This is a genomic window from Ensifer sesbaniae, assembly GCF_013283665.1.
Lineage (GTDB): Bacteria > Pseudomonadota > Alphaproteobacteria > Rhizobiales > Rhizobiaceae > Ensifer > Ensifer sesbaniae.
This window is the reverse complement of the sequence record NZ_JABEKU010000001.1, coordinates 1,600,087-1,625,113: the sequence shown is the minus strand read 5'-3', so window position 1 is coordinate 1,625,113 and position 25,027 is coordinate 1,600,087. Positions and strand designations below refer to the sequence as shown.

At 62.7% G+C, this 25,027-nt stretch carries 26 protein-coding genes and 1 pseudogene; 14 read left to right on the top strand and 13 right to left on the bottom strand.

Annotated features, from left to right (window positions below; genetic code table 11):
* Window positions 1–638: 638 nt before the first annotated feature.
* Complete coding sequence (locus BHMPCIPO_RS07815) at window positions 639–3,443, top strand: Rne/Rng family ribonuclease (protein ID WP_173516231.1); 2,805 nt, start codon at window positions 639–641, stop codon at window positions 3,441–3,443.
* A gap of 170 nt (window positions 3,444–3,613) precedes the next feature.
* On the opposite strand, the gene BHMPCIPO_RS07810 is transcribed toward BHMPCIPO_RS07815, so the two are convergent.
* Window positions 3,614–4,771 (bottom strand): pyridoxal phosphate-dependent aminotransferase, encoded by a 1,158-nt coding sequence (locus BHMPCIPO_RS07810; RefSeq protein ID WP_173516230.1) that lies wholly within the window; start codon window positions 4,769–4,771, stop codon window positions 3,614–3,616.
* A gap of 236 nt (window positions 4,772–5,007) precedes the next feature.
* Here BHMPCIPO_RS07810 and BHMPCIPO_RS07805 point away from each other — a divergent pair, with 236 nt between their 5' ends.
* The 5 genes from BHMPCIPO_RS07805 (at window position 5,008) to aat (ending at window position 8,818) form a co-directional block, all read left to right on the top strand.
* The gene (locus BHMPCIPO_RS07805) at window positions 5,008–5,775 is read left to right on the top strand and encodes a DsbA family protein (RefSeq protein WP_173516229.1); all 768 of its coding nucleotides are present in this window, start codon (window positions 5,008–5,010) and stop codon (window positions 5,773–5,775) included.
* Between the two features lie 106 nt (window positions 5,776–5,881).
* Entirely contained in the window at window positions 5,882–6,328 is a 447-nt protein-coding gene (aroQ, locus tag BHMPCIPO_RS07800; RefSeq protein ID WP_173516228.1) for a type II 3-dehydroquinate dehydratase, read from the top strand.
* Window positions 6,329–6,354: 26 nt separating this feature from the next.
* On the top strand, window positions 6,355–6,837 hold the full coding sequence (gene accB / locus BHMPCIPO_RS07795) for an acetyl-CoA carboxylase biotin carboxyl carrier protein (RefSeq protein ID WP_173516227.1): 483 nt from the start codon (window positions 6,355–6,357) through the stop codon (window positions 6,835–6,837).
* Window positions 6,838–6,849: 12 nt separating this feature from the next.
* Complete coding sequence (gene accC / locus BHMPCIPO_RS07790; protein WP_173516226.1) at window positions 6,850–8,193, top strand: acetyl-CoA carboxylase biotin carboxylase subunit; 1,344 nt, start codon at window positions 6,850–6,852, stop codon at window positions 8,191–8,193.
* A 10-nt stretch (window positions 8,194–8,203) separates the two neighbouring features.
* Window positions 8,204–8,818: a leucyl/phenylalanyl-tRNA--protein transferase gene (gene aat / locus BHMPCIPO_RS07785; protein WP_173516225.1), complete on the top strand. Its 615-nt coding sequence runs from the start codon at window positions 8,204–8,206 to the stop codon at window positions 8,816–8,818.
* A gap of 176 nt (window positions 8,819–8,994) precedes the next feature.
* Here the strand turns inward: aat and BHMPCIPO_RS07780 are convergent, their stop codons facing one another.
* The 5 genes from BHMPCIPO_RS07780 to gatB all read right to left on the bottom strand — a co-directional run bounded on the left by BHMPCIPO_RS07780 (window position 8,995) and on the right by gatB (window position 12,780).
* Entirely contained in the window at window positions 8,995–9,447 is a 453-nt protein-coding gene (locus tag BHMPCIPO_RS07780; protein ID WP_173516224.1) for a DUF2155 domain-containing protein, read from the bottom strand.
* Window positions 9,448–9,572: 125 nt separating this feature from the next.
* A complete protein-coding gene (locus tag BHMPCIPO_RS07775) occupies window positions 9,573–9,968 on the bottom strand; it encodes an NADH:ubiquinone oxidoreductase subunit NDUFA12 (protein ID WP_173516223.1) in 396 nt (131 codons plus the stop codon).
* A gap of 108 nt (window positions 9,969–10,076) precedes the next feature.
* Window positions 10,077–10,547 carry a GNAT family N-acetyltransferase gene (locus BHMPCIPO_RS07770; RefSeq protein ID WP_173516222.1) on the bottom strand — a complete coding sequence of 157 codons (471 nt, stop codon included), beginning with the start codon at window positions 10,545–10,547 and terminating at the stop codon, window positions 10,077–10,079.
* Window positions 10,548–10,773: 226 nt separating this feature from the next.
* On the bottom strand, window positions 10,774–11,274 hold the full coding sequence (locus BHMPCIPO_RS07765) for a GNAT family N-acetyltransferase (protein WP_173516221.1): 501 nt from the start codon (window positions 11,272–11,274) through the stop codon (window positions 10,774–10,776).
* 3 nt (window positions 11,275–11,277) lie between these two features.
* Window positions 11,278–12,780, bottom strand: a complete 1,503-nt coding sequence (gatB, locus tag BHMPCIPO_RS07760; RefSeq protein ID WP_173516220.1) for an Asp-tRNA(Asn)/Glu-tRNA(Gln) amidotransferase subunit GatB — start codon at window positions 12,778–12,780, stop codon at window positions 11,278–11,280.
* Window positions 12,781–12,939: 159 nt separating this feature from the next.
* Here gatB and BHMPCIPO_RS07755 point away from each other — a divergent pair, with 159 nt between their 5' ends.
* On the top strand, window positions 12,940–13,248 hold the full coding sequence (locus BHMPCIPO_RS07755; protein WP_173516219.1) for a DUF1294 domain-containing protein: 309 nt from the start codon (window positions 12,940–12,942) through the stop codon (window positions 13,246–13,248).
* Window positions 13,249–13,425: 177 nt separating this feature from the next.
* Window positions 13,426–13,680: a YjhX family toxin gene (locus BHMPCIPO_RS07750; protein ID WP_173516218.1), complete on the top strand. Its 255-nt coding sequence runs from the start codon at window positions 13,426–13,428 to the stop codon at window positions 13,678–13,680.
* Window positions 13,681–13,760: 80 nt separating this feature from the next.
* Here the strand turns inward: BHMPCIPO_RS07750 and BHMPCIPO_RS07745 are convergent, their stop codons facing one another.
* The 4 genes from BHMPCIPO_RS07745 to BHMPCIPO_RS07730 all read right to left on the bottom strand — a co-directional run bounded on the left by BHMPCIPO_RS07745 (window position 13,761) and on the right by BHMPCIPO_RS07730 (window position 16,958).
* Window positions 13,761–14,198 (bottom strand): GNAT family N-acetyltransferase, encoded by a 438-nt coding sequence (locus BHMPCIPO_RS07745; RefSeq protein ID WP_312033042.1) that lies wholly within the window; start codon window positions 14,196–14,198, stop codon window positions 13,761–13,763.
* A gap of 128 nt (window positions 14,199–14,326) precedes the next feature.
* Window positions 14,327–15,808: an Asp-tRNA(Asn)/Glu-tRNA(Gln) amidotransferase subunit GatA gene (gatA, locus tag BHMPCIPO_RS07740; protein ID WP_173516217.1), complete on the bottom strand. Its 1,482-nt coding sequence runs from the start codon at window positions 15,806–15,808 to the stop codon at window positions 14,327–14,329.
* Window positions 15,809–15,856: 48 nt separating this feature from the next.
* On the bottom strand, window positions 15,857–16,144 hold the full coding sequence (gene gatC / locus BHMPCIPO_RS07735; RefSeq protein ID WP_173516216.1) for an Asp-tRNA(Asn)/Glu-tRNA(Gln) amidotransferase subunit GatC: 288 nt from the start codon (window positions 16,142–16,144) through the stop codon (window positions 15,857–15,859).
* Window positions 16,145–16,253: 109 nt separating this feature from the next.
* Window positions 16,254–16,958: a metal-dependent hydrolase gene (locus BHMPCIPO_RS07730; RefSeq protein WP_173516215.1), complete on the bottom strand. Its 705-nt coding sequence runs from the start codon at window positions 16,956–16,958 to the stop codon at window positions 16,254–16,256.
* An 81-nt stretch (window positions 16,959–17,039) separates the two neighbouring features.
* Here BHMPCIPO_RS07730 and ruvX point away from each other — a divergent pair, with 81 nt between their 5' ends.
* Window positions 17,040–17,525 (top strand): Holliday junction resolvase RuvX, encoded by a 486-nt coding sequence (gene ruvX / locus BHMPCIPO_RS07725; RefSeq protein WP_173516214.1) that lies wholly within the window; start codon window positions 17,040–17,042, stop codon window positions 17,523–17,525.
* On the opposite strand, the gene BHMPCIPO_RS07720 is transcribed toward ruvX, so the two are convergent.
* Complete coding sequence (locus BHMPCIPO_RS07720; protein WP_173516213.1) at window positions 17,471–17,812, bottom strand: DUF6105 family protein; 342 nt, start codon at window positions 17,810–17,812, stop codon at window positions 17,471–17,473. The two genes, ruvX and BHMPCIPO_RS07720, sit on opposite strands and share 55 nt — an antisense overlap.
* Window positions 17,809–17,964, bottom strand: coding sequence for a hypothetical protein (locus BHMPCIPO_RS07715; RefSeq protein WP_173514878.1), 156 nt, complete (start codon window positions 17,962–17,964; stop codon window positions 17,809–17,811). The genes BHMPCIPO_RS07720 and BHMPCIPO_RS07715 overlap by 4 nt, the downstream gene beginning before the upstream one ends.
* 222 nt (window positions 17,965–18,186) lie before the next feature.
* Here BHMPCIPO_RS07715 and BHMPCIPO_RS07710 point away from each other — a divergent pair, with 222 nt between their 5' ends.
* A complete protein-coding gene (locus BHMPCIPO_RS07710) occupies window positions 18,187–19,122 on the top strand; it encodes an AEC family transporter (RefSeq protein ID WP_173516212.1) in 936 nt (311 codons plus the stop codon).
* 50 nt (window positions 19,123–19,172) lie between these two features.
* Here the strand turns inward: BHMPCIPO_RS07710 and BHMPCIPO_RS07705 are convergent, their stop codons facing one another.
* Window positions 19,173–20,825, bottom strand: a complete 1,653-nt coding sequence (locus BHMPCIPO_RS07705) for an acyl-CoA dehydrogenase family protein (protein ID WP_173516211.1) — start codon at window positions 20,823–20,825, stop codon at window positions 19,173–19,175.
* 157 nt (window positions 20,826–20,982) lie between these two features.
* Between BHMPCIPO_RS07705 and BHMPCIPO_RS07700 the strand changes: the two genes are divergently transcribed.
* The 4 genes and pseudogenes from BHMPCIPO_RS07700 to dprA all read left to right on the top strand — a co-directional run bounded on the left by BHMPCIPO_RS07700 (window position 20,983) and on the right by dprA (window position 25,001).
* A complete protein-coding gene (locus BHMPCIPO_RS07700; RefSeq protein ID WP_173516210.1) occupies window positions 20,983–21,924 on the top strand; it encodes an aspartate carbamoyltransferase catalytic subunit in 942 nt (313 codons plus the stop codon).
* Window positions 21,921–23,213: a dihydroorotase gene (locus BHMPCIPO_RS07695; protein WP_173516209.1), complete on the top strand. Its 1,293-nt coding sequence runs from the start codon at window positions 21,921–21,923 to the stop codon at window positions 23,211–23,213. Before BHMPCIPO_RS07700 ends, BHMPCIPO_RS07695 begins: the two co-directional genes overlap by 4 nt.
* 29 nt (window positions 23,214–23,242) lie before the next feature.
* Window positions 23,243–23,854, top strand: a complete 612-nt coding sequence (gene plsY / locus BHMPCIPO_RS07690) for a glycerol-3-phosphate 1-O-acyltransferase PlsY (protein ID WP_173516208.1) — start codon at window positions 23,243–23,245, stop codon at window positions 23,852–23,854.
* Window positions 23,854–25,001 (top strand): annotated as a pseudogene (gene dprA, locus BHMPCIPO_RS07685) (DNA-processing protein DprA). The gene plsY and the pseudogene dprA overlap by 1 nt, the downstream one beginning before the upstream one ends.
* The last annotated feature ends 26 nt before the right edge of the window (window positions 25,002–25,027 follow it).

The window sequence follows — 25,027 nt, the reverse complement described above, 5'->3', positions numbered from 1 at the left end:
TAACCAAAGCTTGACAGAGGTCATCCTCCGTCCTGCGCCGAAGCCATCGATTCATCATTTGCCGGCCTACTCCACGTGGACGATCGAATCGATCATTATTGTGGCGGCACGGGCTTTTCCCTTGCCAATGTGACATAGAAAACATAAAAGCGTCACAAGGAGAAAGTGTTGACGGGATAGAACAGTCGACCGGGCAGCCGGAGCTTCTCCAAAGCTTGGCGCCAGGGAGTGGTCGAACCGGATTAACCGGTTAAACGCATCGCACTTCCGCGGTCGCAAGCGTTCATCCGCCGTCTCTGCATTTCCTCCTTGTATACTGGATCGCAAATTTCCGGCGGTGGCCGGAGTTCTTGATGGTGATTCTTCACCAACGCCCGCAAGCGGGCGCATTCATCGGGTCTTCATGAGACCTTGGACATTGGCATTCTTGTTTGGTCATTGATGTTGACTCAGCAGTATCGGTCAGAAGTAGAGCGGCCCCGGAACAGACATGTTCCGGCTGTCGTCTGGCTGCTGCACCATCGCCTGCACCAAACAGGAACTTTCATATCCGGCGCACCTTCCGACGTGTTTGGCAGTCTTCCCAAGGAAGCAGGTCTGTCTCCCGTTCCGCTGGTGCGCCGAGGAGCACAGCTTAGATGGCAGAGAAAATGCTTATCGATGCGTCTCACTCCGAGGAGACGCGCGTCGTTGTCGTACGCGGCAACCGCATAGAAGAATTCGACTTCGAGTCGGAACATAAGAAGCAAATCCGCGGCAATATCTATCTGGCGAAGGTCACCCGGGTGGAGCCTTCGCTGCAGGCCGCCTTTGTCGACTATGGCGGCAACCGCCACGGATTTCTGGCCTTCGCCGAAATTCACCCCGATTACTACCAGATCCCGCTTGCCGACCGTCAGGCCCTGCTGAAGGCCGAAGCCGAAGAAGCACGACGCGACGACGACATCGAACATGTCGAAACAGCACCGGCGCCGGCGAGCGAACTTTCCGTTCCCGTCGCTCTCGAGGCCGTAACGGAGATCGAAGTCGAGGCAGAACCGGCGGAAGCCGTTGCCGCCGAACCGACGGCCGAAGAGGAAGCGCCGGCCGAAAAGCCCAAGGCAAAGCCGAAGCGCACCCGCAAGACCAAGGCCAAGGCTGCGGAAGAAGCAGCAGTGGCGGCCGCCGACGGCGACGAAAGCAACGACGGCGAAATGGCCGCAATGGTCGATACCGACACCATCTCCGAGGATGTCGACAGCCGCCGTCGCCACGACGACGACGACGATGATGACGACGACAGCCACGATGGCGAAAAGGAAATCATCGAGTCCGTCGGCGCGGAAGACGCCATGGAAGAGGTTCCGGATCGTCAGGTCCGTAAGCCCCGGAAGCAGTATCGCATCCAGGAAGTCATCAAGCGCCGCCAGATCCTGCTCGTCCAGGTCGCCAAGGAAGAGCGCGGCAACAAGGGCGCGGCGCTGACGACTTACCTGTCGCTTGCCGGCCGCTACTCGGTGCTGATGCCGAACACGGCACGCGGCGGCGGCATCTCCCGCAAGATCACCAATCTGCAGGACCGCAAGCGCCTGAAGGAAATCGCGCGCGGCCTCGAAGTGCCGCAGGGCATGGGCGTCATCCTGCGCACCGCTGGTGCGAATCGCACCAAGGTCGAGATCAAGCGTGACTTCGAATACCTGATGCGCCTGTGGGAAAACGTCCGCACGCTGACGCTGAACTCCACGGCCCCCTGCCTCGTCTATGAGGAAGGCAGCCTGATCAAGCGCTCGATCCGCGACCTCTACAACAAGGATATCAGCGAGATCATCGTCTCCGGCGAGGAAGGCTACAGGGAAGCCAAGGGCTTCATGAAGATGCTGATGCCGAGCCACGCCAAGGTGGTTCAGCCCTATCGCGACGTGCATCCGATCTTCTCGCGCTCCGGAATCGAAGCGCAGCTCGACCGCATGCTGCAGCCGCAAGTGACGCTGAAGTCCGGTGGCTACATCATCATCAATCAGACCGAAGCGCTGGTTTCGATCGACGTCAACTCCGGTCGGTCGACGCGCGAGCACTCGATCGAAGACACGGCACTGCAGACGAATCTCGAGGCGGCCGAGGAAGTGGCGCGCCAGTTGCGCCTGCGCGACCTTGCCGGCCTTGTCGTCATCGACTTCATCGACATGGAGGAAAAGCGCAACAACCGCGCCGTCGAGAAGAAGCTGAAGGACTGCCTGAAGAACGATCGCGCCCGCATCCAGGTCGGCCGGATCTCGCATTTTGGCCTGCTCGAAATGTCGCGCCAGCGCATTCGCGCCTCGGTGCTCGAATCGACGATGCAGACCTGCCCGCACTGCAACGGCACGGGTCACGTTCGCTCGCAGTCCTCCGTCGCCCTGCATGTACTGCGCGGCATCGAGGAATATCTGCTCAAGAACACCACGCACGACATCACCGTGCGCACCATCCCGGACATCGCGCTCTACCTGCTCAACCAGAAGCGCGGCACGATCACGGACTACGAGGCCCGCTTCGGCGTCTCGATCATCATCGAGGCGGACGCCCACGTCGGTGCGCAGCACTTCGCGATCGATCGTGGCGAACCGGTCGAAAACCCGGTCAAGATCGAGCAGCTCCTCCACTTCGAACCGGAGCCGGAAGAAGATGACGTCGTGATCGAAGAGGATCTCGACGAGGAAGAGGCCGAGGAAGTCGCCAGCGAGCAGCGCCAAGAGCAGCCCAAGGCCGCTCAATCCTCCGACGAGCAGGGTGGCCGCAAGCGCAAGCGCCGCCGTCGCCGTCGCGGCAAGGGTGGCCAGCAGGCCGAAGGCGGTGTGACCCAGGTCTCCGAGTCGGCATCGGATGCGGAAGACGATTCCGATGACGGTGAGGCAGACGACGAGGGTGTAGAGACCGAAGACACGACCGCAGACGGCGAACAGAAGCGCAAGCGTCGCCGTCGCGGCAAGCGCGGTGGCCGCCGCAACCGGCCGGAGGGCGAAGGTGAAGGCGAAGGCCAGATCGAGGCCGATGCGGAAGGCGATGACGCCGACGAACCGGAAGCCGTAGAAACGCCGTCCGTTGCCGCCGAGATCGAAGTGGCCGTGGCCGTCGAGGAAACCGCTGCAGCCGTCGCGGAAGCCGAGGTCGTCGAGGCCAAGCCGGCCAAGCCGAAGCGGACCCGCAAGAAGGCTGTGAAGGCCGAAGAACCGGTCGCGGCCGTCGATGACGTCGCTCAGGCCGCCGTCGAAGATCAACCGGCAGACGTCGACGTCGCCGCCGAGGCAGTAGAAGAGGCTGCGGCCGACCTCGCCGAAACCAAACCGGCGCGCGCAAACCGCGATCTTTCGAAGATCGCCTCGGAACCGGTCGTGACGTCGAGCTCTCCGAAGGCCGAAGGCGAAGAGGAAGAGCCCGCCAAGCCGAAAAAGGGCGGCTGGTGGCAGCGCCGCGGCTTCTTCTAAGAAGTCGCTCTGGTCCCGGCTCGACGCCGAACCGGGATCCTGACACCTCGAAGCGTTGAACGCGAAAGATCATGAATGGAAAGGCCCGGATCACTCCGGGCCTTTTCATTTACGGGTGGTAGCCGAAGCGGACGGGGCGTCTTCGCTCCCCTGCCCGTTCTGCCGGACGATCAGGCAAGCCAGCGAGCGATCCGGTCCATTGCCTCGACCATGTCGGCCTCAGCGCCGGCATAGGAAAAGCGCATCGTGCGGTGTCCCTCGAGCGGATCGAAGTCGAAGCCCGGCGTCGCCGCGACATTGATCTCAGCAAGCATCCGGCGGGCAAAGGCCATGCTGTCATTGGTGAAACGGCTGACGTCGGCATAGGCGTAGAAGGCGCCATCCATCGGCGAGGCAATGGAGAAGCCGATTTCCGGCAGGCGCTTCAGCAGCATCTCGCGATTAGCCGCATAGGCGGCTTTATAGCCGTCGAGTTCCTCATGCGCGTCGAGTGCAGCCTCAGCCGCGATCTGCGACAGTTCCGGCGGCGAAATATAGAGGCTCTGGGCGATGCGCTCGAAGCCGCGCACCTTGTCGGCCGGCAAGACCATCCAGCCGATGCGCCATCCGGTCATGCAATAGTATTTCGAGAAGGAATTGATGACGATCACCTCGTCGGTAACCTCCAGCGCGCTCGCCTCTTCGCCGGCGAAGGTCAGGCCGTGATAGATCTCGTCCGAAATGAAGGCGATCGATTCCGCCTGGCAATAGTCGGCCAGCGCCCTGAGGCCGGCCCTGCCCGTGACGGTGCCGGTCGGGTTCGCCGGGCTTGCCAGCAACACGCCCTTCAGCGGCCGGCCGATCTTTGCGGCGGCCCGCGCCAGGCTATCCGGCGTCAGCGTGAAGCCGGAATCGGCATTGGCCTCGACCTCGACCACCGTCAGGCCGAGCGCGGCGAGGATGTTGCGATAGGCCGGATAGCCGGGCCGCGCAATGGCGACGCAATCGCCGGGATCAAAGAGCGCGAGGAAGGCGAGATTGAAGCCGGCTGACGACCCAGTTGTCACGGCAACCCGCTGCGGATCGAGCGCGATCCCGTGGCGCTTCTCGTAGTGGCGGGCGATGGCCTTGCGCAGCGACAGAGTGCCGAGTGCATCGGTATAACCAATGCGGCCGTGCTGCAGGGCGTTGCGCGCGGCTTCCAATGCAGCCGCTGGCGCCGGATGCGCCGGCTGTCCGACCGCCATCGAGATCACCGGGTGGCCGGCATGGCGGCGACGAGTCGCCTCCGCCAGCACATCCATCGCGTGAAAAGGTTCGACGGCGCTGCGTTTTGACAAGTCTATCAACGGAAAATCCTCGATATGCGGCTGTGCTCCAGCCCCTTTGCCCGATGATATTGACCTTCACAAGTCCGCGAGTGCCGTATTTCCGCCGATTTTGCCGTTTCGTTTCCGCGGCGCCCACCCTATGCTGCGAGCATATAGCGAATACGAGGAATCCTGTTGTCTTTTGGAGCTGCCCCGGTTGACGTGACGATGGGCGATGGACGACACAGTGGATACGCAAGGACAACGAGGTAGAAATGAATTTCAGCACCAAGATGATTGCCGCCGGAACGCTCGCCGCGCTCTTGGCCGGGGTCAGCCTGCCGCAGAACGCGTTTGCGCTCGACGCGAAGCAGAAGGAAGAAATCGGCGCCTTCATCAAGGAGTACCTGATCGCCAATCCGGAGATCATGCTGGAGGTCCAGGAGGCGCTGACGACGAAGCAGCGCGCCAAGCAGCAGGAGGCCGCCGAAAGCGCGATCACCGAGAACAAGAAGGCGATCTTTAACTCCGACTATGACATGGTGCTGGGCAATCCCAAGGGCGACGTCACCATCGTCGAGTTCTATGACTACAACTGCGGCTATTGCAAACGCGCCCTTTCGGACATGGACGCAATCCTCAGCAAGGACAAGAACGTCCGCTTCGTGCTGAAGGAATTGCCGATCCTCGGCCCGGACTCGCTGGCGGCGCACAAGGTGAGCGCTGCGTTCCGTCTCATCGCTCCAGAGAAGTACGGCGACTTCCATCGCGCCCTGCTCGGCGGCGAAGACCGCGCTACGGAAGAGACTGCCCTTGCTGTCGCGGCCAAGCTCGGTGTTCCCGAGGATCAGTTGCGCGCCAAGATGGAAAAGGAGCCGCATGACGCGGCCGTGCGCGAGGCCTATGGGCTTGCCAACGACCTCGGTATCACCGGCACACCGTCCTATGTCATCGGCAACGAGGCGGTCTTCGGCGCCGTCGGCGCCGAAGAAATCGAAGGCAAGGTCGCCAATATGCGCGAGTGCGGCAAGACGGCCTGCTGACAAACCTTCCCATGACTGTGGACAATTCCCGCGGGGGGCCAAAGGGCTTTTCCTCGCGGGACCATCAGTCTATAGGTAACCCTCCATCATCGGACCGGAATCCCTTATGCCATCGACCATTTTCGTGCTGAACGGCCCTAACCTGAATGCGCTGGGCAAGCGCGAACCGGGTATTTATGGCGGCCAGACGCTCGCCGATATCGAGGCGATGTGCAAGGCCGAGGGCAACAAGCTCGGCTTCGCGGTCGATTTCCGCCAATCCAACCACGAGGGCACGCTGGTCGACTGGCTGCATGAAGCCGGCAGCGTCGCCGCCGGCGTGGCGATCAATCCGGCGGCATACGGCCATACGTCGATCGCGCTTCACGACGCCATCCGCGCCATCGGCATTCCTGTGGTCGAACTCCATCTCTCGAACATCCATGCGCGCGAAGAATTCCGTCACAAATCGATGATCGCGCCTGCCGTCAAAGGCGTCATCTGCGGCTTCGGCGCGCAGAGTTACATTCTTGCGCTGCATGCGCTAAAGAACCTGACAAATCCGTCGAAATAAAAAGAACATTAAGAGGCTCATATTCCATGGCTGACAAGAAACCAGGTATCGACCAGGCGCTGATCCGCGATCTCGCCAATATTCTCAAGGACACCGATCTGACCGAGATCGAAGTCGAGCAGGACGACCTGCGCATTCGCGTCTCGCGCAACGGCACGCCGGTGGCAATGCCGATGATGCCGCAGATGCCGGCCTATCAGGCTCCTGCCGCTGCTGCTGTCGCCGCCCCGGCCAACGCCGTCGCCGCTCCGGCTGCCGAGAACGGCCGCGCGTCGAAGAACGCGGTGACGGCACCGATGGTCGGCACCGCCTACCTCGCTCCGGCTCCCGGTGCGCGCCCGTTCATCGAAGTCGGCGCCACCGTCAAGGAAGGCCAGACCATCCTCATCATCGAGGCGATGAAGACGATGAACCAGATCCCGGCTCCGCGCTCGGGCAAGGTCACCGAAATCTTCGTTCAGGACGCAGCCCCCGTCGAATATGGCGAACCGCTGATCGTAATCGAATAAGGCGGCGCGGCGATGATCTCGAAAATTCTCATTGCCAATCGCGGCGAAATCGCCCTTCGCGTGCTGCGCGCCTGCAAGGAGCTCGGCATCGCTACGGTTGCCGTCCACTCCACGGCCGACAGCGACGCCATGCATGTGCGCCTCGCCGACGAGAGCGTCTGCATCGGTCCGCCGCCCTCGCGGGATAGCTATCTGAACATTCACCAGATCGTCGCCGCCTGCGAAATTACCGGTGCCGACGCCGTGCACCCGGGCTACGGCTTCCTGTCGGAAAACGCCAAGTTCGCCGAAATCCTCGAAGCGCACGACATCACCTTCATCGGTCCGACGGCCGAGCACATCCGCCTCATGGGCGACAAGATCACCGCCAAGAAGACGGCGGAAGAGCTTGGCATCCCGGTCGTTCCGGGTTCCGATGGCGAAGTGAAGCCGGAGAATGCGCTTGAAGTCGCCCGCCAGATCGGCTTCCCGGTGCTGATCAAGGCCACCGCCGGCGGCGGCGGCCGCGGGATGAAGATTGCACGAACGGAAGCCGATCTCGAACATGCCGTGGCCACGGCGCGCGCCGAGGCCCTGGCGGCCTTCGGTAACGACGCGGTCTACATGGAGAAGTTTCTCGGCCAGCCGCGCCACATCGAAATCCAGATCGTCGGCGACGGTGCAGGCAACGCCGTACACCTCGGCGAACGCGACTGCTCGCTGCAGCGTCGTCACCAGAAGGTCTGGGAAGAGGCAAACTCCCCGGCTCTCAACGTCGACCAGCGCATGAAGATCGGCCAGATCTGCGCCGATGCGATGAAGAAGCTCAAGTACCGCGGCGCCGGCACGATCGAATTCCTCTACGAGAACGGCGAGTTCTATTTCATCGAAATGAACACCCGTCTTCAGGTCGAGCATCCGATCACCGAAGCGATCACCGGCATCGACCTCGTGCACGAGCAGATCCGCGTCGCGTCCGGCGGCGGTCTTTCGGTCAAACAGGAAGACATCGTGTTCTCCGGGCACGCCATCGAGTGCCGCATCAACGCCGAGGACCCGCGCACCTTCGTCCCCTCCCCGGGCACGATCACGCATTTCCACGCGCCCGGCGGTCTTGGTGTCCGCGTCGATTCCGGCGCCTATCAGGGCTACCGCATCCCTCCGTATTACGACAGCCTGATCGGCAAGCTGATCGTGCACGGGCGCACTCGCGTCGAGTGCATGATGCGTCTGCGCCGCGTCCTCGATGAATTTGTCATCGACGGCATCAAGACCACGCTTCCGTTGTTCCAAGACCTGATCAATAATCAGGATATCGCCAACGGCGACTACGATATCCACTGGCTGGAAAAGCATCTGGCCGCTACGTCCGAGTAAGGGCCATACGTTGAAAGGGACGCGCAGCAAGCAGCCCGACATTACCCCGGACATGCTGCTGCGCGCCTATTCGATCGGCCTGTTCCCGATGGCCGACTCGGCCGACGACCCAGAGCTCTTCTGGGTCGAGCCGGAAATTCGCGGCGTTATCCCGCTGACGAACTTTCATGTCTCCCGCAGCCTCGCCAAGACGATCCGCCGGAAACCCTTCGACATCCGCTTCAACACCGCCTTCGAAGCGGTGATGGAAGGCTGCGCCGCCCCCGCCCCGGACCGACCGACGACCTGGATCAACAGCAAGATCCGTAACCTCTACGCCACGCTGCACACGATGGGCTACGCCCATAGCGTCGAAGCCTGGGAGAATGACATGCTGGTCGGCGGCCTCTACGGCGTCTCGCTCGGATCGGCATTCTTCGGCGAGAGCATGTTTTCCAGGCGCACCGACGCCTCGAAGATCTGCCTCGTGCATCTGGTGGAGCGGCTGCGCGCCAGGGGCTTTGAGTTGCTGGACACCCAGTTCACCACCGAGCACCTCAAGTCCTTCGGCGCGATCGACGTGCCGAAGGCCGAATACGAGATCATGCTCGGCAACGCGATGAACTCGCCAGACCTCTCGTTCTAGATACTCTTCGCCTGATATCTCCATCCGGAGATGTACTTCGTCGAAGTGTTTATCCAGACTTCGACCGTTTTCGAGGGCATCAAGGGCATGTTCGGCCCCGAGGAACCGCCAAGCACATAGCGCGAGGATGGATGCTGCATTAGGCTGCCGCTCTTACGTTCGGCAGCCTCGGCGAATTACTGCTTCGCCGCCGTATCCGGTGGCGGCAGATCGGACGTCGCCTTGCAGGACTGCAGCCACACGTCATAGACCGGATGCTCGACGGCGTTCAGGCCCGGGCTATCGGCGAACATCCAGCCGGTAAAGATGCGGCGGATCTTGCGGTCGAGCGTGATCTCCTCGACCTCGACAAAAGTCGTGATCTTCTGCGCTTCGGTATCGTCGCGGCTGTAGCAGACGCGCGGCGTGACCTGGAGGGCGCCGAACTGCACCGTCTCGCCGATATAGACGTCGAAGGTCGTGATACGGCCGGTGATCTTGTCGATGCCGGAGAAGACAGCAACGGCATTGGAGAGGCGCGCCGCGTCAACGGCTTCCGCCGAGGCGATCAGCGACAAACCGGCAAGCAGGGACAAGCCCAACCGCCGCGCTCCTTGGCCGATTGCTTTGCGCAGATCAGAACCTGCCATTGTCGCCTGTCTCCCGCGTGCCCTGTTCATCGTCGATGGATGTCAGGCGCTAACCATCAATTGTGGCCGCGCCGTGATCGAGGAACCTATTCCGCGGTCCGTCCTCGTCGCTGAAGAGAGATTTCTTAGGAACCCGGTGTCCAGGCGTCATAGTCGCCGGTCACGCGCGGACGCTTGCCGGTGGCTGCGATCGAGCCCTGCGGACGGTAGGCATTGGCCGTGCCGGTCGGGTTCGCGCGATGCGGCTTCTGCCATTCGCGCGGCGTGTACTTCTCATCGGCCGGCGAAACGTCAGTGCGGTGATGCATCCAGCCGTGCCAGCCGGCCGGAATGGCGGAGGCTTCGGCATAGCCGTTATAGATCACCCAACGGCGAGTGCGGCCTTCGGAATCCTTGCCACCCTGGTAGTAGACATTGCCGAACTCGTCTTGACCGACCCGTTGGCCGTGGCGCCAGGTGTGAAAGCGCGTTCCGATCGTCTGTTCGTTCCACCAGGTGAAAATCTGCAGCAGGAGCTTCATGGATGCCGTCCTTGACCGGCCGTTGGGAAGGCGGCCAGATACCAAAACTATGTTCCCGCTTATGCCCCGCCGCTCATGGCTTGTCCAGTGATTCCGAGGCAAAGGCCGTCATTTCAACGGCATGAGGAAGCCGAAATGGCTACGCACGAAGCCAAGCCGCTCATAGAAGCGGTGCGCATCCGCGCGCACGGCATTGGAGGTCAGCCGCACCTTCTTCGCTCCCCGGTCGCGCGCCTCGGCGATGGCATGGCGCATCATGCGTTCACCGATGCCGCGGCCGCGCATATCTTCACGCGTCTGAACCGCCTCGACGATCAGGCTGGAACTGCCCCGCCCGGACAAGGTGGTATGCAGCGCCGTCTGAAAGGTACCGACGATCTCGCCGGCAAGGACTGCGACGAAAAGTGTCTGCAGTGACGAAGCCTCGATTTTCTCGAAGGCGGCGACGTAGTCGCCGAAAGCGGTGGGATCGGTCGTGTCACCATGACCACCGATCTGGTCGGCGGCGAAGAGAGCGACGATCGCCGGCAGGTCTTCGCGCTCGGCCTTGCGGATCAAGAGTTCGGTTGTCGCGTCCATCGTTCCTCAACTCACATCGTTCGTCGGCAGCGGACCAACCACCAGAAGGTAACGACTTGATGACGGTGCGATACTCCCGGGGTTTTCCACAGGCGGACGGACAAGGCTACAACCGAGAGATCTCCAAAGCGGGGCGCGATCTCTCGGATCGCTCCTTGCGCTCTACGATCTTGTTATTTCGCACGCCGCTTTCGCAAAACCGCAGCGCACTTTCGCGCGACCTGCTTCAGCCGAGAAGCCGCTTCTCCAGGATAATAGCCGGCAGGCCGGATTGGTCGTCGCCGCAATTCGCCGTCTTGCCCATCTCTGAGAAGCCATGCGTCCGGTAAAACGCCAACGCATGCAGGTTCTGCGGCTCGACCTCGACGCGCATCCGCTCGGCATCGGGAAAACAGGTCTCGAGTTCGGCGAAGATGTCGCGGCCAATGCCCTGCCGCTGGAGCTTCGGCAGCACATAGAGCTGATGGAGCATCGCCGTCTTGGGCTGAGTGTCCGACATCGCCGCAAAGCCCATGCCGCCGATCTGGCGGCCGTCGTCGGCCACCAGGAATTCGGAGTTCTTGCGTGCGAGGCGGGCCTTCAGCGCCGACAGCGAGTGCCAGCGCTCCGTCAGCTCATTGACCTTCTCGACGCCATAGAAGGTATCGTAGGTCGCGTGCCACGTTTCGATCAGCAGGGCGCGAACCTTGTCCAGGTCACGCTCGCTGGCCGTGCGCACGAAGAACATCGCTTATTCCTCGATGCCGAGCTTGGCCTTCACCAGCGCCTGTACGGCTTGCGGGTTGGCCTTGCCACCGGTCGCCTTCATCACCTGGCCGACGAACCAGCCGGCGAGTGAGGGCTTGGCCTGGACCTTGGCAACCTGATCGGGGTTCGCGGCAATGATCTCGTCAACGGCCTTTTCGATGGCGCCGGTGTCGGTCACCTGCTTCATGCCGCGGGATTCGACGATCTCGGCCGGGTCGCCACCCTCGTTCCAGATGATCTCGAAGAGATCCTTGGCGATCTTGCCGGAAATCGTCTCAGCCTTGATGAGGTCGATGATGCCGCCGAGCTGGGCCGGCGAAACCGGAGTCTCTTCAATGGCTTTGCCGGCCTTGTTCAAGGCGCCGAGCAAGTCGTTGATGACCCAGTTCGCAGCAATCTTGCCGTCGCGTCCTTCGGCTACCGCCTCGAAATAGTCCGCGATCGACTTCTCGGAAACGAGAACCGACGCATCGTAAACCGAAAGGCCGAGGTCGCGCACGAACCGCTCCTTCTTGTCGTCCGGCAGCTCCGGCAGGTCGGCCTTCAGCGCCTCGACGAAGGCATCGTCGAATTCCAGCGGCAGAAGGTCCGGATCCGGGAAGTAGCGGTAGTCGTGCGCGTCTTCCTTCGAGCGCATCGAGCGGGTCTCGCCCTTGTTCGGGTCGAACAGGCGGGTCTCCTGGTCGATCACGCCGCCGTCTTCGAGGATGCCGATCTGGCGGCGTGCCTCATACTCGATCGCCTGGCCGATGAAGCGGATCGAGTTGACGTTCTTGATCTCGCAGCGCGTGCCGAAGGCTTCGCCCGGACGACGGACGGAAACGTTGACGTCGGCGCGCATCGAGCCTTCGTCCATGTTGCCGTCGCAGGTGCCGAGGTAGCGCACGATCGAGCGCAGCTTGGTCATGTAAGCTTTCGCCTCGTCCGACGAACGCATGTCCGGCTTGGAGACAATCTCCATCAGGGCGACGCCAGATCGGTTGAGGTCGACATAGGACATCGACGGATGCTGGTCGTGCATCGACTTGCCCGCGTCCTGCTCGAGATGCAGGCGCTCGATGCCGATTTCGACATCCTCGAACTGACCCTGGCGATCCGGACCGATCGAGATGATGATCTTGCCTTCGCCGACGATCGGATCCTTGAACTGGGAGATCTGATAGCCCTGCGGCAGGTCCGGATAGAAATAGTTCTTGCGGTCGAAGATCGAGCGCTTGTTGATCGTAGCCTTGAGACCGAGGCCGGTGCGCACGGCCTGCTTCACGCATTCCTCGTTGATGACGGGCAGCATGCCGGGCATGGCGGCGTCGACGAGCGAAACGTTCGCGTTCGGCGCATTGCCGAACTCCGTCGAGGCACCCGAGAACAGCTTCGAATTGGAAAGCACCTGGGCATGGACTTCCATGCCGATGATGACTTCCCAGTCGCCGGTGGCGCCGGGAATGAAGCGTTTCGGATCGGGGGTGCGGACGTCGACAATGCTCATATCATGCTCTTCTTTGAAGCCTGAATTCTTGGTTTCTCGGTAGAACAATTGGTTCACCGGTGCAAGTTGTTCGGCGTCATCTGGCGCCCATCTCGGTGCAACGGCGAATGCGAAACGCCGCTTAACCACCGTTTAGCACCCTTGCGCCAAGATTTCCCGATGTCGACCCTCACCGCACTCGCATTGTACGCAGCCTACATCAACATCCTGAGCTTCGGGCTGTTCTGGTTTGACAAGCGGGCTGCGCGCGCGGGCCGTTGGCGCATCAGCGAGCAGACATTGCTGGCAATCTCTCTTCTCGGCGGCAGTCCTGGTGCGATGGCCGCCCGCCACATGTTTCGCCACAAGACTCGCAAGGAACCGTTTCGAACCCGTTTGGCCCTCATCATCGTTTTGCAGGTGGCTACCGCGGCTGTCGGCACCCTGGCGTTGCAGGGACACCTTGACGCGATTGCGAGCGTCTTCTAGGAAAGCATCGTATTTCTGGAGTCTTGATGTTCACTTCTTCGTCTGAGTCCCGGTAAGGGCCCGTCCCCGCAATCGCCTTTGATTGCGCGCACGGGCCGGAAACGTCGCCCCGCACTTCCAGTGAATTGCGGAACGGTTTCCTGCGTTCATACGAACGCTTTTCCGGAACATTCAGAAATGGACATCTCACGCGCCGAACAGCGCATTCTTCATCATTTGGCCCAGGGCGGCCGCATCGAAGTCACCCGCGAAAGCAAGGCCATCATCGAAATTCGATGCTTCACCCGTGACGGCTGGGTCTATCCTGGTTTCGACCTGGAGCTCTTCCGCAAGCTGAAGCGCAAGAAGGCGATCTCGTCTTCTGGCGGCAAGCCCTATCGCATCACGGAGCGCGGCTTGCAGCTGGTGCGCGCCGAACTCAACAACCGCTGAGCGGCGGAAACCGATGACACCGGGCGTCACATGCTGCCCGGTGCCAGCTCTGCACGCATCGGCACAGGGGTGACCGGTCTTTAGTCTCGCTCGGTGAGGACTTTGCGGAGACCGATGAACTCGACATTGCGGTCGAGTTGCGGCGCATAGGCGGTGGAAAGCCAGCTCACGCTGTAGCCGCGATTGCGGAAGAAGGTCACCGCACGGCTGTTGCGCGCATGCGTCTTGGTGATGATTGCATCGAAGCCGTCCGCAAGAATGCGATGCTCGATCTCACCGAGCAACAACGCACCGAAGCCCCTGCCCTGAGCTGCCGGCTCGATCCACAGGTCGGAAATCGCGTTGTCGAAATCCTCACGCGCTGCCCAACCGCGAATGCCGCCTTCGGCTTCGATCAGCAGAACGGACAACCAGTGATCGGAAAGAAAACGGGAGAACGAAGCTTCGGCCACATGCCGCATTTTCTCGCCGTCGGCGAGACCCGCAATCGCGGATTGCCAGGCGGCGACACCGATCACCGTCAACCGCTCGATATCGCCGGCGCGGGCATGGCGGATGGCTGGCAGACGCGGTCTCCTTCCGCGACACGGTGGCGGGGGCGCCTTCGGAAACAGGGCGGCGCCGGACCGGCGCCGCCCTCAAAGCTTTACCACCACTTGGTGGGCGTGAAGCGGCCGGCCGCCTGCTCGATGACGTGCGCCGTCTTGAACAGCGTCTCTTCTTCGAACGGCTTGCCGATCAGTTGCAGGCCAAGCGGCAGGCCCTTGTGGTCAAGCCCGCCGGGAACGGCGATGCCGGGCAGACCAGCCATGTTGACCGTCACCGTGAAGATGTCGTTCAGGTACATCTTGACCGGATCGGACGCCAGATCCTCGTCGGCGATGCCGAAGGCGGAGGACGGCGTGGCGGGCGTAAGGATCGCGTCGACGCCGGCGTGGAAGGCCAGCTCGAAGTCCCGCTTGATCAACGTGCGAACCTTCTGCGCCCGCAGATAGTAGGCATCGTAGTAGCCGGCCGAAAGTACGTAGGTGCCGATCATGATGCGGCGCTTGACCTCCTGGCCGAAACCGGCGGCGCGCGTCTTCTCGTACATTTCGACGATGTCCTTGCCGTCGACGCGCAGACCGTAGCGCACGCCGTCATAGCGGGCGAGGTTCGAGGACGCCTCGGCCGGAGCGACGATGTAATAGGCCGGCAGCGCATACTTCGTGTGCGGCAGGGTGATGTCGACGATCTCGGCGCCGGCTTCCTTCAGCCAGGCAATGCCCTGCTTCCAGAGCGCCTCGATCTCCTCCGGCATGCCGTCGACGCGGTATTCCCGGGGAATGCCGATCTTCATGCCCTTGATCGACTTGCCGATCGAGGCTTCGTAATCCGGCACCGGCAGATCGACCGAAGTCGTGTCCTTGGTATCGACGCTTGCCATCGACTTCAGGAGGATGGCGGCATCGCGCACGTCACGGGCGATCGGGCCGGCCTGGTCGAGCGACGAGGCGAAGGCGACGACGCCCCAGCGCGAGCAGCGGCCATAGGTCGGCTTGATGCCGACAGTGCCGGTGAAGGCGGCCGGCTGGCGGATGGAACCGCCGGTATCGGTCGCCGTGGCGCCGGCGCAAAGATGCGCGGCGACGGCCGCGGCGGAACCACCGGAGGAGCCGCCCGGAACGAGATCCATGTTGGAACCCTTGGCGCGCCAGGGATTCTTCACGGCACCATAGTAGGACGTCTCGTTCGACGAGCCCATGGCGAACTCGTCCATGTTCAGCTTGCCGAGCATGACGGCACCGTCGTTCCAGAGGTTCTGGGTAACAGTCGATTCGTAGCGCGGCGCGAAACCGTCGAGGATGTGGCTGCAGGCCTGCGTGTGCACGCCTTCGGTACCGAAGAGGTCCTTGATGCCGAGCGGAATGCCTTCGAGCGCACCCGCCTTGCCGGCGGCAATGCGCGCATCCGAGGCTTTCGCCATTTCGCGTGCCCTGTCCGGCGTTACGGCGACATAGGCGTTGATCGCCTCATTGGCGGCGTCGATCGCGCCGATATAGGCATCCGTCAGTTCGACGGCGGTGATTTCCTTGGCGGCGAGTTTTGCGCGGGCTTCGGCAATCGTGAGGCTGGTAAGGTCGGTCATGATGAAATGGGCTTTCGCAATCGGGAACGTCGGGGCGGCAGGCGGAGGTTACTCGACCACCTTCGGAACGAGGAAGAAATTGCGATCGGAATTCGGCGCATTGGCAACGATGTCGTCCGCCTTGCTGCCGTCCGTGACGGCATCCGTCCGCTTCTTCATCTCCATCGGCGTCACCGAGGTCATCGGCTCGACGCCATCGACATTCACTTCGGAGAGCTGTTCGACAAAACCGAGAATGCCATTGAGCTCGCCCATCATCCGCTCGGCTTCCTCTTCGCTGACGGCGATACGGGCAAGGCGCGCAACGCGCTTCACGGTGGCAAGGTCTACGGACATGATCGTCTCCGGTAACTGGAACTTCCCCCGCTATAATGGCGCGCGGCGAGCCACGCAACGGGGGAATTGCCGGAGTACCGGGCCTCACGTCAAAAGGCCCTGCGCAACATCAGACCTCGACGACGCCGCCGACGCGCGGCGTCTGCACCTTGGTGGATGCACTTTCCATACCGGCAACGAAGGTTGCAGGCGTCTGGTCGATGATCGGGAACGAGCCGTAATGGCAGGGGATCGCCGTCGAGAACTTGAAAAAGCGCTGGCACGCGAGTGCCGCCACGGCTCCACCCATGGTGAAACGGTCGCCGATCGGAACGATGCCGATCTCCGGCTGGTGCAGTTCGCCAATCAACGCCATGTCGGAAAAGATGTCCGTGTCGCCCATGTGGTAGAGCGTCGGCTCGTCGTCGAAGTGCAGCACCAGGCCATTGGCGTTGCCGAGCGAGTGGGAGACACCGTCCTCGGTAATCTGCGCCGAGGAATGCAGCGCGTTGACGAAGGTTGCGGAAAAGCCGCCGAGGTGGATCGTTCCGCCGGTGTTGCCCGGCTCCATTTTCGTGACGCCCTGCCTGCCGAGCCACATGCAAAGATCGAAGTTGCCGACGACGGTCGCCCCTGTCTCCTTGGCGATCGCAACCGTATCGCCGACATGGTCGCCGTGGCCATGGGTCAGGAGGATGTGGGTGAGGCCGGCGGTCGCATCCCTGCGCTCCTCGTCCCGGAAGGCGGGGTTGCCGGTGAAAAAGGGGTCGATGAGGATTTTGGCCTTTGCCGTCTCGACGTGAAAGGCGGAATGACCGAGCCATTTGATCTTCATGACTTTCTCCCTGATGATTTGCGTATCGGAACAGCATATGGAACAGACAACCCTCCGCGCAAAGATCGAATCGACACGGACATGGCAATTCTCACCATCGAAGAGCTGGCATCCCAGCTTCATCAGAATCAGGCGATCGCCGGCCTCGACCTTGGCACCAAGACGATCGGTCTCTCGGTCTCCGATCTCGGCCGCCGTTTCGCGACACCCCGCGAGGTGATCCGCCGGGTCAAGTTCGGGGTAGACGCGGAAGCGCTGTTGTCAGTGGCGGAAAAAGAAAAGGTCGCGGCCTTCGTCATCGGCCTACCCGTCAACATGGACGGCAGCGAGGGACCGCGCTGTCAGGCGACCCGCGCCTTCGTGCGCAACATGGAGCAGAAAACGCCGCTGCCCTTCATCTTCTGGGACGAACGGCTTTCGACCGTTGCGGCCGAGCGCGTGCTGATCGAGATGGATGTGTCGCGACGGAAGCGGGCCGAACGCATCGATTCGGCCGCCGCCTCCTTCATTCTTCAGGGCGCGCTCGACAGGCTGACGTCGCTTGGAAGGGACACCCTCTCGGACTGAGCTCTGCCGGCGCCGAAACGACGGCGATACCACGCTGCGATCTCACGGCGCTTGCGAAAGCCGATTATGGCAAAGACCACGAAACTATCGAAGACGATTGCGCGGGCGACGAGCGGCGGGATCGTCTCTGGCGGAATGCCGAGGACATTGCCGTAGACCTGGAACACCAGATCGTGGGTCTGCCGCGTCAGCATGAAGAAGCCGAAGCTCATGTCGTAATAGGAGAGACCATACCACGACGTGAGGAACATGACCGGGCAGGCCCAGAGGATTAGAAACCACTTCATGCGGCTCCCCTTTCCGAAATGCGGCGGTAGACCAGTGGATATATGGCGCGATCTGCCAGCAACAAGGCGAGTAGGACCGTCGTTGGGATTGCAATATCCAGCGCCAGTCCGGTGAAAAACATCATCATGATGATCAAAAGGCCAGTTCTCACCGAACCGCTCCATCCGGATTCTGTTGAAATGCCTGGTCAATTTCCTCCCTGTAGGGAAGACGTGCAACGTAAACCATCTGTTAAGGTTAATTTGCACAGGGTTGGTCTTTTCGTGCCGTTGGATGCGGCCGCGTTCCGATCTTTCTCCACCATGCCGCAAGCCCATTCCGGTCTCTGCAGAATTCGGGTAGCGATATCCCTCCCCCTCGCAGGCCCTCCACCATGACCGTCGTCTTTGAAAGCATCCTCCCGATCTTCCTTCTCGTTCTGCTCGGCGCCTGGCTCAAGCGCTCGACACTCGTCGACCAGAGCCTTTGGCTCGGGCTCGAGCAGTTTGGCTACTTCATCCTGTTCCCTGCCCTTCTGTTCTCGACGCTCGCCCAGGCAGACTTTGCCGGCCTGAAAGCCGACGCGACGGCCATTGCGACGGTCGGCAGCGTCAGCCTGATGTCGGCCTTCGTACTGCTGCTATGGCCAATGCTGCGAGACCGGCAGGTGTCCGGTGCCTCCTTCACATCGGTCTTCCAGACGGCGACGCGCTGGAACGGCTTCATGGCGCTGGCAATTGCACAGAAGCTTTACGGCCCAATCGGCTTGACGCTGACCGCCCTGGTGATGACCCTCGTGATCATCCCCATCAATCTCTACAACATCGGCGTGCTGGTCTGGTTCGGTGGGGGCCATCGTGACTTCAGGCGCTTCTTTGCCAAGATCGCCACCAATCCGCTGATCGTCGCCTCGGTGCTCGGCATTCTCGTCAACTCGATCGGCCTGAAGATCTACGGCCCAGTGATGACCACGATCGAGATGCTGGCAAGCGCCTCGCTCAGCCTCGGGCTGGTGATGGTCGGCGCCGGCTTGCGCGCTTCCGATGCGCTGAGACCAAGCGCGACGGCGCTGCTCGCGGTCTTCCTCAAGCTGATCGTCATGCCGGTCTTCATGGTGAGCGCGAGCTACCTGCTCGGCATTCGTGGCGACGCCCTGCTCGTCATCGCGCTTGGCGCGGCCGTGCCGACGGCAATGAACGGCTATCTGCTGGCCAAACAGATGGATGGCGACGCCGAACTCTATGCGGCAGTCGCGACGATCCAGACGGTCGTCTCGTTCTTCACGATACCGCTCGTCCTCTACCTGACGGCTTACGCCGCAGGGGCCTGACGGCTTACGCCGCAGGGGCCTGACGGCTTACGCCGCAGGGGCCTGACGGCTTACGCCGCAGGGGGATAGAGAAGATCGAGGATGTAGGCGGAATCGAAGCGCGAATCGAGCATGCCGTAGGTCGAGCGCCATCCGGCAGCCAGGCGCGACTCGAGGAACGCATCCGCGATGCGACCGGCACCGAGGCGGTAAAGCTCGGCGGCTGCCCCTGCGAGCGCCAGCTGCTCGACCAGCATGCGCGCCGCACCCTCGTCACGTTCGCAGAGCGACATGGCCGCACGCAGCACGTCGATCGTCTTGCGGCCGGACGGCCCAAGATCGCGCGCCAGAACGACGAAGAGCTGCTCGAAGAGGTCCTTGCCCTTGACGAGTACGCGCAGCACGTCCAGCGCCATGACGTTGCCGGAGCCTTCCCAGATGGCGTTGACCGGCGCCTCGCGGTAATGGCGCGCCAGCGCGCGCTCCTCCACATAGCCGTTGCCACCCAGGCATTCCATCGCTTCATAGATCAGCGCCGGCGCGATCTTGCAGGCCCAGTATTTTGCGACCGGCGTCATGATCCGCGCATAGGCCGCGTCTTCCGAACTGCTGCGGGCCTTGTCGAAGGCCTCGGCCAGACGGAAGGAAAGTGCGCTTGCCGCCGCCACATCGAGGGCCATGTCCGCAAGCACGCGCGTCATCATCGGCTGGCTGACGAGCGGCTTGCCGAAGACCTTGCGGCCGCGTGTGTGATGCACGGCTTCGGCGAGCGAGGCCCGCATCATGCCGGCGGATGCCAGCGCACAATCAAGGCGCGTGAGCGTCACCATGTCGAGGATCGTCCGGATGCCGGCATCCGGCGCGCCGAGGATAAAGCCGAACGTGTCGGAGAACTCGACCTCTGACGAAGCATTGGAGCGGTTGCCGAGCTTGTCCTTCAGCCGCTGGAAACGCAGGCCGTTGGCGCTGCCGTCCTCCAAGAGACGCGGCACCAGGAAGCAGGCGAGGCCGTCGCGGGTCTGCGCCAGCATGACGAAGGCGTCGCTCATCGGTGCCGACATGAACCACTTGTGGCCGTTGAGCCGGTAGATGCCCTCGCCCACGCGTTCCGCCGTAGAAGTGTTGGCGCGCACATCGGTGCCGCCCTGCTTCTCGGTCATGCCCATGCCGACGGTCACCGCCGATTTCTGCATCCAGGGGCGGTTGGTGGAATCGTATTTGCGCGACAGGATCTTCGGCGCCCATTCCTTCTGCACCGCCGGCGACGCAGTGATCGCGGCAAGCGAAGCGCTGGTCATCGTCAGCGGGCAGAGATGACCGCATTCGAGCTGGGCCGTCAGATAGAAGCGGATGGCGCGGGTCTTGTGCGATTGGTTGCGTTCATCCGGCAGATTTTCCCAGGCGGACGCGTGCAGGCCCGAAGACATCGAGCGGCGCATCAGCGCATGCCAGGCCGGGTGGAACTCGACGACGTCGAGACGCTCGCCGCGCGGACCATGCGTCTTCAGCTTCGGCGGACCTTCGTTCGCCATGCGCGCCAGTTCCTGTGCCTCCGGCGAGGTGACGTAACGGCCGAGCAGGTCGAATTCGTCGCGCAGCGTCTTGCTCATGCCGGACGTGATGTCCACCACCAGCGGGTCGGAGCGATAGGCGTTGACACCGGACCAGGGCTTGGGCTGGTTCAGCTCGGCGAGTTTCTGTTCAGTCCGGTTCATCTGATTCATGGGCCGGTTCTAGCGCAAGTTTCACGACCACGGAACGGGGCGCGAAAAAGATAGGATCGCCGTTGCAAGTTTTCTGCGGACGGCGGCGCCCAAGCCTTGCCGTGCCGGGGGCCAAGTCTTATAGAGCGACCACATTTCCAGAGCGCAAGGGCGGCCCATGATCACTTTCCCGCATCGCCACCTGCTCGGCATCAAGGGGCTCACGGAGCAGGATATCACCTATCTGCTCGACCGGGCCGATGAAGCCGTCCAAATCTCCCGTCAAAGAGAGAAGAAGACTTCCACGCTTCGGGGGCTGACGCAGATCAACCTCTTCTTCGAAGCCTCGACCCGCACGCAGTCTTCCTTCGAGCTCGCCGGCAAGCGCCTCGGCGCCGACGTCATGAACATGTCGGTCGGCAATTCCTCGGTGAAAAAAGGCGAGACGCTGATCGACACGGCGATGACGCTGAACGCCATGCACCCGGATGTGCTGGTCGTGCGCCATTCCTCGGCCGGTGCCGCGGCGCTGCTGGCGCAGAAGGTTTCCTGCTCCGTCGTCAATGCCGGCGACGGCCAGCACGAGCACCCGACCCAGGCGCTGCTCGACGCGCTGACGATCCGCCGTGCCAAGGGCAAGCTCTCCCGCATCATCGTGGCGATCTGCGGCGACGTGCTGCACTCGCGCGTGGCGCGCTCCAATATTCTCCTCCTGAACCAGATGGGCGCGCGCGTCCGCGTGGTCGCGCCGGCGACGCTGCTGCCCTCCGGAATCGCCGACATGGGTGTCGAGGTCTACCACTCCATGGCCGAGGGCCTGAAGGATGCCGACGTCGTCATGATGCTGCGCCTCCAGCGCGAGCGCATGGCCGGCGCCTTCGTTCCTTCGGTGCGCGAATACTTCCACTATTACGGGCTCGATGCGGAGAAGCTGAAGGCTGCCAAGGAGGATGCGCTCGTCATGCATCCTGGGCCGATGAACCGCGGCGTCGAGATCGCCTCGGAAATCGCCGATGGCCCGCAGAGCGTGATCGAACAGCAGGTCGAGATGGGCGTTGCCGTACGCATGGCGGTGATGGAAACGCTGCTTCTCTCGCAGAATCAGGGGCCGCGCCTATGACCAGACCACTCGTTCTGAAGAACCTCCGCATCGTCGATCCCTCGCGCAACCTTGATGAAGTCGGCACGATTATCGTTGGACACGATGGCCGCATCCTGGCTGCTGGCGCAGATGCGCAGAACCAGGGCGCGCCGGACGGCGCCTTCGTCAAGGACTGCACCGGGCTCACCGCAGTCCCGGGCCTCGTCGATGCCCGCGTCTTCGTCGGCGAACCGGGCAGCGAACACCGCGAAACTTTCGAATCCGCGTCGCGCGCCGCTGCCGTCGGTGGGGTCACCACCTTCATCGCGATGCCGGACACGGATCCTGTGATCGACGATATCGCGCTGGTCGAGTTCGTAAAGAAGACGGCGCGCGACAAGGCCGTCGTCAACGTGCATCCGGCCGCGGCCCTGACCAAGGGGCTCGCCGGGGAAGAGATGACCGAATTCGGCCTGCTGCGCGAAGCTGGCGCCGTCTGCTTCACCAATGGTCGGCGGTCGATCCACGATACGCTGGTTCTGCGCCGGGCAATGACCTATGCGCGCGAATTCGGCGCCGTCATCTCGCTCGAGACCCGCGACAAGTATCTCGGCGCCAACGGCGTCATGCACGAAGGCCTGCTCGCAAGCTGGCTCGGTCTTGCCGGAATCCCGCGCGAGTCGGAGATCATCCCTCTCGAGCGCGACCTGCGCATCGCCGGCCTGACGAAGGCCGCCTATCACGCCGCGCAGATTTCGGTTCCCGAATCGGCAGAGGCCATCCGCACAGCGCGCGAACGCGGCGCCAACGTCACCTGCGGCATCTCCATCAACAATCTGGCACTCAACGAGAACGACATCGGCGAGTACCGCACCTTCTTCAAGCTTTCGCCGCCGCTTCGCAGCGAGGACGACCGGGTCGCCATGGTCGAGGCACTGGCCGACGGCACCATCGACATCGTCGTCTCCTCGCATGACCCGCAGGACGTCGATACCAAACGCCTGCCCTTCGCCGACGCCGCCGATGGCGCCATCGGCCTCGAAACGCTCGCGGCTGCAGCCCTTCGCCTGCACCACGGCGGCCAGGTTCCGCTGATGCGCCTGATCGATGCCATGTCGACGCGTCCGGCGGCGATCTTCGGTCTCGACGCCGGTACGCTGAAACCCGGCGCGAAGGCGGACATTGCGGTCCTCGACCTTGACGAGCCGTGGGTGCTCTACAAGGAAGCGATCGTTTCACGCTCCAAGAACACGCCGTTTGAAAATGCACGCTTTACCGGCCGGGTTGTGCAAACCTATGTTGCGGGCAAGCTTGTGCATTCCGCATAAGCCCAAAGCGGTCGCGCGGGAGGGAACCGGTGGATCTATTTTCCTGGCAGCTCGGGCTGCCCTTGACGTTGGTGAGCCTCGCCTTCGGCTATCTGCTCGGCGCGATCCCATTCGGGCTGATCCTGACCCGCATGGCGGGGCTCGGCGACGTGCGAAAGATCGGCTCCGGCAATATCGGCGCGACCAACGTGCTGAGAACCGGCAACAAGAAACTCGCAGCCGCCACCCTGCTGCTCGACGCCCTGAAGGGTACGGCGGCGGCAGCGTTGGCCTCCTATTGGGGCGTCGAGGCCGGCATTGCCGCCGGCTTTGCGGCGTTTCTCGGTCACCTCTATCCGGTCTGGCTCGGCTTCAAGGGCGGCAAGGGCATTGCCACCTATATCGGCGTGCTCCTCGGCCTCGTTCCCGTCATGGTGCTTGCCTTTGCGGCGATCTGGCTCGCCATGGCGAAAATCACCCGTTACTCCTCATTGTCCGCCCTGGTTGCAACGGCTATCATCCCGGTTCTACTTTACGCGGCAGGGAACGAGAAGGTCGCTCTCCTCTTCGCCGCAATGACCGTCATCAGTTGGGTGAAGCATCGCGCCAATATCCAGCGGCTGCTCGCCGGCACGGAAAGCAAGATTGGAGATAAGGGATAATGTCTGAGGACAGCGCAGGACGAACCGGAGTGGCGCTGACCGAACGACAGAAACTCTCCTGGCTGCGGCTGATCCGCAGCGACAACGTCGGTCCCATCGCCTTCAGGGACCTGATCAACCATTTCGGCACCAGGGAAATGCGCTCGACGCACTTCCTGAACTGTCCCGGCGCGGAGGAACCAAGCAGGCCTACCGTGTGGCGACCGTGAGTGAGGCCGAACGGGAACTGGAAGCGGCGCGACGCTGCGGCGCGGTCTTCGTCGGCATCGGCGAACCGGGTTATCCCTCGGCGCTTCGACAGATCGACGGTGCTCCCCCTCTTCTCGCCATGAAGGGCGACCTCAAAGCGGCAACCCGCCCGTCGCTCGGCATTGTCGGCTCGCGCAATGCATCGGCGAGCGGCGCCAAGTTCGCGGCAATGATCGCACGCGATGCCGGACGCGCCGGCTATGTCATCACCTCGGGTCTTGCCCGCGGCATCGATACGGCCGCCCATCGCGCAAGTCTCGAAACCGGCACGATCGCTGCACTTGCCGGCGGGCTGGATCGGCCCTACCCGCCCGAAAACCTCGGCCTCCTCGAGGAGATCACATCGGGCCGGGGCCTCGCGATCAGCGAAATGCCTTTCGGGTGGGAGCCGCGTGCGCGCGATTTTCCCCGCCGCAACCGGCTGATTGCCGGCGTCAGCCTCGGCGTCGCGGTGGTCGAGGCCGCCAATCGCTCCGGTTCGCTGATCACCGCCCGTTATGCCGCCGATTTCGGCCGGCTCGTTTTCGCCGTTCCCGGATCCCCACTCGATCCCCGGTGCCATGGCACGAACGATCTTCTGAAACAGGGCGCGATCGTCACCACGTCGCCGGGCGATGTCCTCGAAGCGCTGGCGCCGCTCAGCCAGTTCGAGTTGGCCCTGCCAAGCGCCAGGGAACCGGAGAGGCATGCGCAGCCGAGCGCCCCCACCACGACCAGCGACAACGACCGTGCGGCCATCATCAATGCGCTCGGCCCGACGCCGGTCGAGACGGACGACATCGTAAGGCACACCGGGCTCTCTCCGGCGCAGGTCTACCTGCTTCTTCTGGAACTCGATCTCGCCGGGCGGCTCGACCGGCACGCCGGCGGGCTCGTGTCTCTCACGACAAACGAATGAGTGCCAGCGACGGTGATCCGCGGCCG